Origin of the sequence: Acidianus brierleyi (assembly GCF_003201835.2) — an archaeon.
In the GTDB taxonomy this organism is placed as follows: domain Archaea; phylum Thermoproteota; class Thermoprotei_A; order Sulfolobales; family Sulfolobaceae; genus Aramenus; species Aramenus brierleyi.
This window is the reverse complement of record NZ_CP029289.2, coordinates 864,714-877,992: the sequence shown is the minus strand read 5'-3', so window position 1 is coordinate 877,992 and position 13,279 is coordinate 864,714. Positions and strand designations below refer to the sequence as shown.

The following is a 13,279-nucleotide window of genomic DNA, read 5'->3' as shown; positions in this document are numbered from 1 at the left end:
CTATTGTGTTTCCTTTTCCTTAGTAACTTCCTTTGTAGCCTCTTCAGGCTTTTTCTCACCCTTTTCTACTGCTTCCATGGCCTCAAGTATTTCTCTTTCGTCTGGCGAAATCTCCTCAGCCTCTTCCTCTGGACCTTGAGCATTATATAGTTGTCTTAACTTATTCATTATTTCATCGTCACCAATTTTTTGATCAACTAACCATTTCTCTAAGGTTTCGCTATCAACGTTATTTACCAGTTCTTCCCACACTTTCGAATTATATGTTTTCTGTGCCTTTTCCTTTAACCTTTGAACTTTGTACAGAACTCCTAATCTTAAATTAATTTCCCTTAGGTCCTTATCTATGTCTGCTATTCTATCTTTCAAGTTCTTTATTTTTGTAGCATTTAGTCTTTTAGTAGCCTCACTTTTTCCTATTGAATCTTGGAAAAGTTTTTCTGCTTCCTTTTCTAGTTCTTGTCTCTGTGTTTCAAGCTTCTTTTCCTGTAATTCCAAATAACCTATTTCCTCCTTTATTTCTTTAATGTCAACGTTCTTTAAAACGTCCTTAACTCCTTTGTTCTTAATTAACTTGTCAAATAATCCCATATTTATCTAGTATTAATTCGCATAACTATTATATATATTTTTCTCCATACTGGAGAAAGATTTTTTTTTCCATATAACCAACTGATAACAAACTCCTTTATGGAAAAATTAAAATAATCTCAGAAGAAGAATTATATGATGTATTTAATTGAAGTGAAGTACAGGAACGACAATGAAAGAAAAAGATTAGATTACATTGTAAGTAAATGGCCTAATAAGATAAGTAAACCAGAGGGATATTTACTTCAAGTTAATGATGATATATATTCCGATGTAATTTCCGAGATAGTTAATAAATTTCCAATAGATGTAATTTCTATCTATAAAATATCAAAAATAGACTTAAATGAGGAAAAATATAGCGAAAGCAGAACATTTAAGTTACAAAGAGAACTAAAGGAAGTTAAGTCTTTCATGTCATATTTAATATCAAAAAGGAAGGGTATTTTCCTAGGAAATTCTGGAGAAATGGAAATATACGATATTTATACTAGAAAAGGAATAGTACGATTGTATATGAACATTAAAGGAGATTCTTCAACCTCGGTATTCATATCTTTAACAGGAGGCCAAGAAGCAGTAAGAAAACTTCTCGAAGAATTAACAGAAGAGATAAAAATATTTGGTGATTCGAAATGAATTGCCAAGACATATTTGATTACGTTATGAATTATGCTAGAAAGGATTTAATTAGTTTAAAAAATGAGCCCCTTGAATCTAGAATTCAAGTTTACAATGAGCTAAAAAAGAACAGATTATATTATGAAAATAATTGTATTAAAGACCTTTCGTTTGATGAGAAAAACTTGAAATTAGGATTTTTTGATTTAGCCATGATTAGAATAGCTTCAAGTTTGAAAGATTGCAAGGACTCTATAGTAGCCCTCATATCCAAAGACTTTACAGACGATGAGTATACAGCTTTTTTAAAATTAGATAATTTTCTCCTTTTAGATTACATAAAAGATACTGAAATAGCTTCAGCCTTATTTAACAAAACAGGGAAGATTTATGATATTATAAAGAAATGGTACGATGAGGAAATGTACGAGTATGAAAAACTTCTAGAACCAGGAGAATATAAAATTAGACAAACATTAGGAATAGCTTTAAGGCATGAATATATCAATAGGTTCGATAAAATAAAATCTGGTATAATAGCTTACTTCTCTAAAGACCCAGGGGCTCCTAGACAGTTATTTAATGAATATGAATATGTTATAAGAAAACAATACGATGCTGAAATTGAAAGGAGAAAAATTGAGGAAAATATGAGGAAAATAGCAGAAGAGAAAATTGACGAACTTGAAAAGGAAATAGAAATGTTAAGAGAAGAAAAGGAAAAAATAGATAAATATCTAAATAATTATGGAGTAAAAGGTGTAACCTTAGAAGATAAAATAAAAAATATGATAACCTTTTTACAAGGAAAAGTTAGGGAACTTATTGAGCAGAAAAAAATTCTTGAATCACAAAAGGCTGAACTCGAAAATTTTGCAATTAAAATAAAAAATGAGAGTAAAACTATTATAGAATCAGAAATAAGAAGATATGAAGATACTATAAGAGAATTAACCGAGAAAATCCAAAACTATCAGAATACGGTTTCTAAGCTTCAGATCGATAATTTGGAACTTCAAGAAAAAATAAACGAATATAAAAATATTTCAGAATCAAGCATTGTTATAAGTAATACCGAAGCTAGAATAATGGAAGTCAATTTTATTGGAAGATTAGAAATGAAAATGAATACATTTCCTAGAAAGTTTTTAGACCCTATAAGAAAAGGGGAAATAAATATAGATAAATCCAATAACTATATAATAGAAAGAAGCGATGAAATAAATTCGTTAAATATTAATCCAAAAGAACTACATTTATATCCACATAATACTGAAGTTACATATATAATAAGGAAACGGAGATTGTTAAAAGACGATTTGAGTATAATAATTAAAGCTAAATTCCTTTCTCATATTGAAAATTACGTAAAGAAACTAGCAGACGATAAGACTATTTCATTAGCAGATATTCTAGAATATCTAGATAAATCAATTGATGCTGCTGAGCAAGGAAAGGTATTACATGTTATAGGAATAGCTTCACCAACAGGTTTCGATAAAAAAGTAAAGGAATATATATTCTCTGACGATTTTAAGAAGAACTTTACGGACTATTATTTATCAGTATGTTTGATAGATCTATTATCTGGCGAATTAATCTATAATAAGCTAGATAACAGAATAAATAGTTATATCGATATTTTTGATCAAGAGCTAGATACTGAAAAAATATTTAAAGCTAAAGATATAATTAAAAGAAAACTCATGTTATCAGACGCTGTTACATTATCATCAGTAGTACGAGAATATAATTTAACAGAATTGATAGCTAAAAAGGCATTTTATGAGTTACAAATAGAGAATATAGGAAAAATCTATAATATAAAGGGAGAAATAATTTTAAAGAAAAACTAAATAGACTATATTCATTGAGTTAATTAAAATTATGTATGAAAAGAGAATAAACAGTATCCAAATCTATTGTTTATTAAGAGAAATAATATTAATTATATTAAAAGCTTTAACAACATGTGTGAGGAAACTTTCAGCAAAGGCTAAAAATTCTCTTATTCTTTCAGATATCCATTATCCGCATTGCGATGTAGAAAAAATTGTTGAAATATTAAACAAAGAGAACCCAGATCTAGTCGTCTTATTGGGGGATATAATAGTAGAAAAAGAGAACGATTATAAAAAATTTTTAAAAGAATTAAATTATAAGAGAAAAATAATTTACATTAGAGGGGACGAAGATGTAATTAACGGTGATACAGATATTCTTTTTCTTAATGTTAAAAATAGAAATTATATACTTCTACATGGAAATCAATACTTTAACGAAAGAGCAGAATATAGATTTGCAAAGATATTGAAGAAGATTAACAGAAATCTTCCTCCATTACTTTTCTGCCTATCTTTTAAAATATTATTAAGAACAACAGATTACCTAATTTTAGGACATTCACATGCTTTAGTAAAATTTGATAATATTAAATGTGCTAATGCTGGAACTCTTTCAGATAATCACAATATTTATATGGACAAGGGATACATCAAGATAGACAATAATGTAGAACTAATTAAGATCTGATTTCAAGATGTAAAAAGACTTTAGTAATTTTCTTCAAATAATCTAAAAATTTAGCATTTCCTTACTAATTTCTATACCTATTTTTTCTCTTAGCCATTTTCTAAAATCATCAAGATTTTCCATAGCATATTTATAAGCTAGGTCCTTTATGTTTAGATTAATTCCAATACCTTTTATCATGGAATTGGTAAGTTCCTCAAGTTTATTGTAGTTAAATTCTACGTCGTCTATCACCATTACGTTCTTTAATTCTTCCTTTACCTCATTACCTACGCTTTTCCTACTTATCAAAACACCTTGATCTGGATTATAAACTCCCATGTATAATTCAATTATTTTATATTCTCTTATTTTTTTACCTTCTTCTTTTTCAAATTTAGGTAAATCTTCAGGTTTCTTCCCCAAGACATCAGCAAGTCCTTCATAAAGTCCATTAATCCACCTAGCCCTCCATTCATTTACAGTAAAAGGCTTATATCCTTTTAAATATCTCCATCTCTTCCACCAATCGTCCAGCTCCTTAAATTCTACAATGTAATTAGGTCTCTTTATTGGTATATTGCCAGAAAGATCCACTATATCTGTATAAAATCCTTTATAAATTAACATGTCAGGCCTTAATGTAGAGTATAATTTCCAAACTTTTTCCAAATCTCCACCATCTTCCCATCCTATAGGTCTTGGGGCTTCAACAAAAAAGCTAAAGGACCTACCAATAACGTCCTCCATTATTGCATTTGGAGGAATGCTTCCAGCTTTTTGCATTCCGGTTCTATCTAAATTTATCACCTTATGTTCTGGATAAGCTATTCTAAATCCTTTATCAGAAAGAAGAATCATAATGGAAAGAAGTCCCCAAGATTGATATATACCTCTTAAATTAGAACCAAAAGAACTGTTTATAGCTTGTCTACCCTTAGTAGAAAATTCTTCTGGAGTTATCCTTCCTCTAATTAGATCGTGAAAATAAAGGAAAAGCTTTTTCACAAGATGTCTTCTCGGATCTTCCAGAAAACTTCTCATTTCTTTACTTAAAATAAAATCTTTCAATCCTAGTTTTTCTTTAGCTATATTCATTATATTTTGAAAGTTCTTGATCCATTCTTCACTTCCTTTAATTTTTTCTCCCATAATATAGTCTACAAACTCATACTTTACCTCCTCAGTCCACTCCGGAACGTTCTTCCCAAATTTGTCGATACTATAAACATCCTTTAATCTTTCCATATATTAGATTATTAGCCAAAGTATTTATAAGGTATTACTATATATGCTATCTTGTAAAAAGCAAGCTTTAGTTTTATAATAGTTTAAGAATATATTTACAAAATTATAAAAAAGAAAAATTAAAACAGTTAAGCCAAACTCAGATACTCATAATTAGATCCTTAAGTCTGCTAGGAAATAGTTTAAAGGATTAAAAGATACTCGCTGAAAGCCTTGAAAAAGATATGGATTCAGTTTTTAATGCTCTACTAACTTCTATAATCTAAAATGGCAAATCCTTAATATTAAAAACATAAAATATTCATATTATGAGTTTACTATTTTCTCATTATAATAAGGAAATAGTTAAGAGAGAAATTTACAATTTTTCTAAACAGAGATGGATAGCCCTTTATGGAAGTACAATGTTTAGGTATGATAAACAAGGTAATCCTTTGGTTTTTGAAAATGAAGATTCAGTTGCAAAGAAAATTTCTGAATTTAAGGCTAGAACAGTTTACGCTACTGCAGGAAAATATGAAGAGGTTACAAAGGATAATATAGAAAAGGATAATCTTCTTTACTATACTCCTTTTTTTGACATAGACACAAAGATAGACAAATGGGAATATGCTGTAAAAGCTGCTGAAGTAATAGTTTCACAACTTGAAAAAGAAGGAGTAGAAAAATCCATTTATCTTTTGTGGAGTGGTGAAGGAATACATGTAAGGATAAATGAGAATTCTATACCTAAAGATTATTACCCATTAACTGCTGCCCACGCAATAGTACAGTATATAATTGAAAAAAGTAGGAATGATTTACAAAAGCTTTCAGAAAGTTCTGGAGGAGTACTGAAGGTAGACGAATTAATAGATTCAAAAAGAATATTTACTGCTCCTCTCTCATTTCATAGGGAACTTAATTACGTCGCTGTTTGCTTTTCTCCTGATAAACTGAGTAAATTTAGTTTAGACTGGGCGAATCCTCAAAATTTTATTCATGAAGAAGGAATTTATGAAAGATATGAAGAAAACGAGACTGAAGATTTATTGACTAAGGCTATTCAATCATACAAACCTTCACATGAAGGAGTTAAACCTCGTAAAAGGAAAGTTACTAAGACAAGAGAAAATACGGGAGAGAGTATGAATGAAGCTAAAATAGGGAGATTCCAAGTTATGGGAATAGTACAGGCTGCAAGATATTACGTACTTTATGGCAATATGGATAAGGCTAAGTCTTTTGGATTAAATAGAGCAATTTTCTATGCCTGGGCAAAGTATTATGGTAAAGGATATGCGCCTAAATATTCTAAAACTACGGTACCTTCTGAGTTTAGAAAAGATAGAGTGTTAGCTAATGTTGCAGGAGAACAAGTATATCAAGATACTGAAAAAGGATATTATATAATAGGAGATAAAATGCAAACTCCAGAAGACTATGATAGGGAAATAAAAGACAAAATAGAACCTATAATCTCTTACGATAAAGCATGGGATGCTACTATAAAATACGTTTCGTCTTTTCCTAAAGAAGTTCTCGAAAATCAAAGAGAATTCTTTGAAAAAGTATATTTACCTATTAGAGATAAATTTATAGAAAAAGTCATAAATAGAAAAAGTGGTTTAGATGCGTTTTTCTCTAGTTAATTATTTTTCAGCTTTACGGTTCTACTCTAGATTCAATATATACATGAAATAATATAAATGGGGAAGAATAAATAGTATGTATGGAACTGAGTGAATATAGTCTAGAGAGTGTCCCAAGCGCAAATAATTGAATAAATATAGTATGATAGAAAAACAATTTTATAATTAATTAAGAATAAAATATAATTATATCTTTCAGTATAACGAGAGATTAAGCTTATATTGTAATGGAAAATAATCAAGTATAGAGAAAAACAGAATTTCCAACATAGTCCACACTACCTTGATCAACTCTCGCGGTACAAGTTAGTGGGCGAGTTGACTCTCCGGAACACGCGATAACACAGAAGTGTAGATGTAGGAGTTGTAAATCAACGCGATAACGTAGACAAAGAACTCGACCATACCCTTTTCAGTAGCGTAAGGCCTCCAATACCTCCTCAAGAAGATCCCAAAGAACTCCACTCCTGAAACTAGAGAAACCTATCAACCAGGTCGAGGACTTCCCCACGAAGCCCCTATCCACTACCTTATAACCGCTGCGGGAGAAGCCAACCTTATTGTCCGGAAAATTGGCCAGTTCCACTTGAATCTCGTGAACTATCATTGTAGGCGACATGAGGTTGAAGACCTTGAAGCCGAACTCCTGTTCCTCTTCTTTGTAAACTCTCCCTTGAACCTCCTCCTCACTTTGCACTTAATGTAAAAGAAGAGCGTGTTAGCCGCCTCCCTGTACTTCCTCTGCCTTAGGTCTAGCTCAAACTTCTTCTCCAATGTTTCCTTGTTCCTCTTCCCGAAGGGTACCTCGATTAGGAAGGAATCCACGATCCACAACTTCCCAACCTTGCCGTATAACGTGCTGCTAGGTAAGTAGTCCGCCCACTCAACTTCCCCTCCAGCTCCTTGGAGAACTCCTTGAAAACCGTCTTGATCTCTAACCTAAACTTCTTGGCCCTTCTGTGGATCTCTGACTTAGACTTGCATTCTCCTAGGAACCATCTTACTACCACGTCGGTTCGGTAGTAGCTCCACACATTCCTGTAAGAACACGTCCACACGACCATCACTATTAAAGCCCTCAATATGAAGAGGTCATCTAGACGCGATAATACTTCTGACGTGATTAGTACGTAGTTCATTTTTACAAGTGTTTTATGCTTTGATGATAATTCTTTATAGAGAACCGGACCGTTGTAGTATTCTATCCAATGTTCCATGTGAATCGGTACTACATCGTCCCGGTTCCCTTTAAGTATTACGCGACTTTTAGCTTCAAGGGAAAATTCAAAATTTCTCAGTTAATTATATTTACTTTTGAACAATTATCTATAAACTTGTACATAGATTTATTCAATTATTTGCGCTTGGGACAGTCTCTAGAAAAGTCATAATATTATTTCCTACTAACAAAGAATCTACAATAAAAAGATTTTTCCTATAAAAATGTTTTTATGTATAAAATATTTATTTTTGGTATTTACACCAATTAACAAGCAATACTTAAAATCTTCTAGCCGATATTAATTTTTCGTAAAAATAGGATGATTACTATAGCTCTTTTAAGTTTTACACAAATTATAAATGATCAAAAGGATAAATAGTACTGTTTCGATGCTTTGTAGATTGCTTCAATTTTTATTAAAGCTAACGTTAAACTTACTTTTAAATCAACGCTTGATTTTGAATTTAAGAAAATTTAATGAGCTTAACATCCAAGAAAATTGAACTAGTCTACAAAACATTGTTTCTAAATAGACTTATAAAGAATATTAATCTTTATATTTCACTATGATATAATAATTTCCATGGGTATTACTGAATATATAGCTAGTCTTGACCCTACATCGTTTGAAAAGTTCATAGCAGACGAATTTTTACCAAAATTAGGTTTTAAGAACATAAAATGGGTAGGAGGTTCCGGAGATAGAGGTGTAGATATTTTAGCATGGAAAGAAGAACTGGATGGTATACATAAATACGCAATTCAAATAAAAAGATATACTAGTACTAAAATAGGAGAGAAAACAGTAAGAGATCTTTATACGTCCATGAAATTACAAGACTGCGATAAGGGAATAATAATAACAACGTCTGATTTTACTGTAGATGCTACTGAAGTAGCAAGCAAACTTAATATTCTTCTAATTAATGGTTTTCAATTAGCTAAATTAATTCAACAAAATCAAGTAAGAGTTCCCATGGTTTCACCTACTAAAATTTCAGAAGATTCACAAATAATCGAAAATGAAAAGGAGGATATTAAGGAAATCAAAGTTAATGAAGGAGTATATTTAGATATAGATATAGAAAATGTAATAAATAAAGCGGAAAACTTAGTTGGAAAATATGGAAATTACAAGATTAAAAGGACAGAAGCTATATTAAAGAGATTATATGTATTCCAAGTAAAAATAGGCTATAATTTACAAAATGATAGAAGAAGAAAAGTTCTTTCATCGCAAATAGCATTAGATGGAGCAGGAGAAGATGTTTCTGAACTTCTGGAAACTCCAATGCAGAGAACAATAATGGCCTCTGAAGTTAAGTATGAGAAACTTAACATTGAATATCCTAAAATAGCTAATTTAGCAGTAGAATTATTAAAAAGAAGATTACCTAATTATAGTCAAATAATAGATATTTCTAAAGAACTAAAGAAAAAGGCATGGTTTCTAGATACCTATAATATCATATTTCAAGTTGAATTGACTGAAGCTATAGTTAGTATCAATAGGAATAAGTTGAATGTTAGCTTTAAGCCTATAGATAATGACAAGCTAGAAAAATTAGCTTTGATGGAAATTAAAAGGGAAACAGAATTAAAAAATTCTCCTAAGATATCAAGAAATAAGGATGGCTATATCATTGATTATCAAGATGATAAAGTCGAAATACAGATTGAACTTAATGAAGTAGGTAAAATAATACGAAAGAATGTCAGAATAACTAAAGATTATGCAATAAAACTAGCACAAAGTAAAATAAATGGAAATATAGTTAAAGTAGAGGGCAATTATGACGTATTTTTATCTGGAGATTATCTCTATAAATGTCATGTTGACTCTAGTTCTAAAAACGTTTCATGTAATAAGATTGGAATATCTTTGATCTCAGCTCAAAAAATTGCTCTTGAAAATTTTATAAATAGCATGTTTTCAAAACCCATGAAAACTGAATATGAACTTAGAGATTCATGGATAATATTAGAATCTGGAGTAACTGGATCTGTAAAATACGAAATATCTTTAGATGGGACTATAAAAAGTTTAAATAAAGATATAAATGAGAACTATGTAAAAATATTTATAGCTAACCACGGTTATAATTTACAATCTATAAAAAATCAAGATAAAAAAATTTTTGCGTTTGCATATGATTCTAATTTTAACTATGAATTTGCATGGAAAACTAGCGGAGAATTAATTTATCAAAAATCTAAAGTAAATGATTCTTACGCTATAAAAATAGCGTATTCGGCATTCAATATGCAAGGTAACTGTAAGGAAAATTTAATGAGAGAAAAAGAAAGTGTAAATGTGGATTTAATGTGTAACAATATGCACTATCTAACTAAAATTTCTGATAGTGGGAAAATCTTATCATTAAAGAAAGTTCCAGACATTGCTTCCATAAAAATGAATAACATTATTTTCATAGGGTATAAAGAAGACGGTATAACGATAAAAACCGATAATGGAAATAAATTTGAATACATTATGCTAAATTATGAGGGTTCAATTATTAGGAAAGATGAATGCAATAAAGGTATACTGAATAAGCTAAAATGTTTAAAATTAGATAGTGAATATAAGCCTAAAACAAAAAATCCATTAGAATTATTATAATATTTATGTTTTATAATTATGAAATAAATAATAAAAATTAACCATAGTTTTCTAACTTAACCAAGAAGTATGGTAGATGTTTTTAATATAATTACTTTAAATATATCAGGTAATCATTTATGAAACGCAATAAATACTAAAAGTATAAGAAACTTAGGTTTCACTATATATAAATTAACAGTTGAGCTATTAAAAATATTATATGAAATTAAAAGATACTTGTAGCTCTTAAGAATATGAATAAGTAGATATTTCATTAATAATTTTTAATATATAGATATAAAATTTTTAATTTAAGAATACTATTTAATATAGTTAAACATCAATATTCAAATATATCTTTCGTTTAATTCTTAGTTATATCTTTTAAATCTAACACTAAGAATAAGTACTAAGCTAGAACTATTTCTACAATAAAGAAGCAATATTTGAAACTATTATTTAATTTTAAACTTTTAAGCAGAGTACTTTCCCTTATCTTTTTGTGCAGTCCGATAATAGGTTAAGAAAAACCCTTACTAGATGGGAATTAACCTATCTCTCTTTAGGAGGTATAATAGGTTCTGGATGGTTATTTGCTCCTTTAGCTGCTGCAGCATATGCTGGAGGAGCTTCCATTATCTCATGGATTTTAGGAGGAATATTAATGATATTTATTGCGCTTTCTTATGCAGAAATTTCTTCAGCTATTCCAAAATCAGGAGGAATAATAAGGTATCCTCATTATACTCATGGTAGAATAGTAGGATTTACTATGGCATGGGTTTATTTGATTTCTGCCGTATCTACGGTTTCAATTGAGGCAATAGCTACTACAACTTATCTCTCTCATTTTGTTCCTTCATTATATAATGTTCAAGAAGATAGTTTAACGCTACAAGGTATTTTAGTAACTTACGTCTTGTTACTAATATTCTTTTTTGCTAATTATTTTGGAGTTAAAATTCTAGGAAGAATAAGTCATGGTATAGGCTGGTGGAAATTAATAATTCCCACAGTAACTGCAATATTACTCTTCATTTATTTTAATCCTCAGAATTTTTCAAATTTTATTTCTAATAATGTAGAAGGATATGGCGGAATAAATGGCATACTTTATGCTATACCTTCTTCAGGGATAATATTTTCCTATCTAGGATTTAGGCAAGCCATAGAATATGGAGGTGAAGGAAAAAATCCTCAGAAAGACATACCTTTTGCAATAATCTCATCGTTACTAATAGCTATGTTAATCTTTACAATACTCCAGATAGGCTTTATAGGTTCAATTAATTGGTCTAAAATAGGTTTAAGTCCGGGAGATTGGGGATCACTTCTCTCATCTCCATTAAGTAATGCGCCAATATATTCTGTATTTGAGATTAATGGTGTATCTCTTTTTCTAGATATATGGCTTTCAATCTTAATATTTGACGCTATCATATCTCCAGCTGGAACTGGGATAATATATACTGGAACTACAGCAAGGACTTTTTACGGTTCAGCAACCAATGGATACTTACCAAGAATATTTTCTGAAATTAAAAAAACTGGAATCCCTGAATTTTCGTTAATAGTATCAATAATAGCTGCAGCAATTTTCCTTTTACCACTACCGTCATGGTATGCCATAGTGAGTATTTCGTCTTCAGCTACAGTATTGACTTATATAATGGGTGGAATAGGATTGCACTCTTTAAGACATGTAGCTTCTGATTTAAGGAGACCTTATGAATTAAAGCTATGGAAAATAATAGCCCCAATATCAACAATAACTGCTGGATTACTTGTATATTGGTCAGGATTTTCTACGCTTTTCTATATTATAGTAATGGGACTTCTTGGATTGACCGTATTTTTTGCATTAAACTCTAAAATGAAGATTATTAATATAACATCAGGAATTATCATATTATTTTCATCTTATCTTTTCTATATGGCCACTAATGGACTTAATTATTCCAATAATATAGGTCTTCTATTATTTCTTCTAATGATTACATCTACAATAATTCTTCAATCACTTTTCATTAATATTCCAATAAAAGAAATTAAAGCTAGTTTATGGTTATTAATATTTATGTTGGGTATTATGCCGTTATCATATTTTAGTCCATTTGGTCTAGTAGATCTTATACCTTTTCCGTATGACCTTATTATTGTCTCTTTAATATTAATAGGAATTCATTACGCTGCTGTTAAATCTTCAATAAGAACTTCAGAATTAGAGGAGATTATAAACGCTAACGCAGTCTAAATTTTAAAATAAAATTTTATTTGATTAAAGATAAATTTATGTTTTATTTTTATTACTATTTCAAGTATCATAATCTTCTCTATATAGATTCTTAAACTATATAAAATCTTTTTAAGAAAAGTTTAAAACAGTAAAAAACGAGTTTCATTTTATGGTCTCTAAGGTTTTATTTATAACTAAAGAAGGTAAGTTTTATTACGACGGAGATGTTCATAAGGTAGAATCTATAACTGATCTTACTAATGTTGAAATTAAGTTTTCCATGCCGATGATAGTTTACGATGTTGATAACGTAAACTTAGATTATTTTATAGTTAATTACGGTAATCTTCAAGTAGGAGAATACAATTTAGCTAACATTATAAATTTTATAGTTCAATATAATTATCTATTATTTGTAGATCATTCTAAGAAAAGGATAGATATCTACTTGAATGGTGGAACCGAAATAAGTTTACCGTATGGATATCTTGATCTTTTAAGATATCTTTTAGCTAAAATTTCTTCCGGAGTATTACTTGAAAGTACTGATTTTACAACATTATATTCATTTTAATAAGTTTTTATTTATTTAACTTTCTATCTATATTTTTCCT

9 protein-coding genes and 1 pseudogene are annotated in these 13,279 nt (G+C 29.6%); 7 read left to right on the top strand and 3 right to left on the bottom strand.

The annotated features are described in order from the left end of the window. Complete coding sequence (locus tag DFR85_RS20360) at window positions 1–591, bottom strand: hypothetical protein (RefSeq protein ID WP_110269876.1); 591 nt, start codon at window positions 589–591, stop codon at window positions 1–3. A gap of 135 nt (window positions 592–726) precedes the next feature. Between DFR85_RS20360 and DFR85_RS20355 the strand changes: the two genes are divergently transcribed. From DFR85_RS20355 to DFR85_RS20345, 3 genes are all read left to right on the top strand, one after another. Next, the gene (locus DFR85_RS20355) at window positions 727–1,230 is read left to right on the top strand and encodes a hypothetical protein (RefSeq protein ID WP_168367112.1); all 504 of its coding nucleotides are present in this window, start codon (window positions 727–729) and stop codon (window positions 1,228–1,230) included. Continuing rightward, window positions 1,227–3,068 (top strand): hypothetical protein, encoded by a 1,842-nt coding sequence (locus tag DFR85_RS20350; protein ID WP_110269874.1) that lies wholly within the window; start codon window positions 1,227–1,229, stop codon window positions 3,066–3,068. Before DFR85_RS20355 ends, DFR85_RS20350 begins: the two co-directional genes overlap by 4 nt. Before the next feature lie 118 nt (window positions 3,069–3,186). Then, window positions 3,187–3,744: a metallophosphoesterase family protein gene (locus tag DFR85_RS20345; protein ID WP_110271784.1), complete on the top strand. Its 558-nt coding sequence runs from the start codon at window positions 3,187–3,189 to the stop codon at window positions 3,742–3,744. A gap of 42 nt (window positions 3,745–3,786) precedes the next feature. Here the strand turns inward: DFR85_RS20345 and DFR85_RS20340 are convergent, their stop codons facing one another. After that, window positions 3,787–4,971 carry a hypothetical protein gene (locus tag DFR85_RS20340; protein ID WP_110269873.1) on the bottom strand — a complete coding sequence of 395 codons (1,185 nt, stop codon included), beginning with the start codon at window positions 4,969–4,971 and terminating at the stop codon, window positions 3,787–3,789. 308 nt (window positions 4,972–5,279) lie between these two features. Here DFR85_RS20340 and DFR85_RS20335 point away from each other — a divergent pair, with 308 nt between their 5' ends. Next, complete coding sequence (locus DFR85_RS20335; RefSeq protein ID WP_210433935.1) at window positions 5,280–6,602, top strand: hypothetical protein; 1,323 nt, start codon at window positions 5,280–5,282, stop codon at window positions 6,600–6,602. A gap of 306 nt (window positions 6,603–6,908) precedes the next feature. Here the strand turns inward: DFR85_RS20335 and DFR85_RS20330 are convergent. Then, window positions 6,909–7,819: pseudogene (locus tag DFR85_RS20330) on the bottom strand (IS5/IS1182 family transposase). Window positions 7,820–8,407: 588 nt separating this feature from the next. On the opposite strand from DFR85_RS20330, the gene DFR85_RS20325 reads away from it, so the two are divergent. The 3 genes from DFR85_RS20325 to DFR85_RS20315 all read left to right on the top strand — a co-directional run bounded on the left by DFR85_RS20325 (window position 8,408) and on the right by DFR85_RS20315 (window position 13,239). Beyond that, a complete protein-coding gene (locus DFR85_RS20325; RefSeq protein WP_110269872.1) occupies window positions 8,408–10,447 on the top strand; it encodes a restriction endonuclease in 2,040 nt (679 codons plus the stop codon). 484 nt (window positions 10,448–10,931) lie between these two features. Next, entirely contained in the window at window positions 10,932–12,683 is a 1,752-nt protein-coding gene (locus DFR85_RS20320) for an APC family permease (RefSeq protein WP_110269871.1), read from the top strand. A gap of 151 nt (window positions 12,684–12,834) precedes the next feature. After that, window positions 12,835–13,239: a hypothetical protein gene (locus DFR85_RS20315; protein WP_110269870.1), complete on the top strand. Its 405-nt coding sequence runs from the start codon at window positions 12,835–12,837 to the stop codon at window positions 13,237–13,239. Window positions 13,240–13,279: the final 40 nt, after the last annotated feature.

Excerpts from the sequence above, each read along its gene's own strand:
- DFR85_RS20335 (WP_210433935.1), top strand. The coding sequence starts at position 5,280 with ATGAGTTTACTATTTTCTCATTATAATAAGGAAATAGTTAAGAGAGAA.
- DFR85_RS20325 (WP_110269872.1), top strand. The coding sequence starts at position 8,408 with ATGGGTATTACTGAATATATAGCTAGTCTTGACCCTACATCGTTTGAA.
- DFR85_RS20360 (WP_110269876.1), bottom strand. The coding sequence starts at position 591 with ATGGGATTATTTGACAAGTTAATTAAGAACAAAGGAGTTAAGGACGTT.
- DFR85_RS20340 (WP_110269873.1), bottom strand. The coding sequence starts at position 4,971 with ATGGAAAGATTAAAGGATGTTTATAGTATCGACAAATTTGGGAAGAAC.
- DFR85_RS20315 (WP_110269870.1), top strand. The coding sequence starts at position 12,835 with ATGGTCTCTAAGGTTTTATTTATAACTAAAGAAGGTAAGTTTTATTAC.
- DFR85_RS20355 (WP_168367112.1), top strand. The coding sequence starts at position 727 with ATGATGTATTTAATTGAAGTGAAGTACAGGAACGACAATGAAAGAAAA.
- DFR85_RS20350 (WP_110269874.1), top strand. The coding sequence starts at position 1,227 with ATGAATTGCCAAGACATATTTGATTACGTTATGAATTATGCTAGAAAG.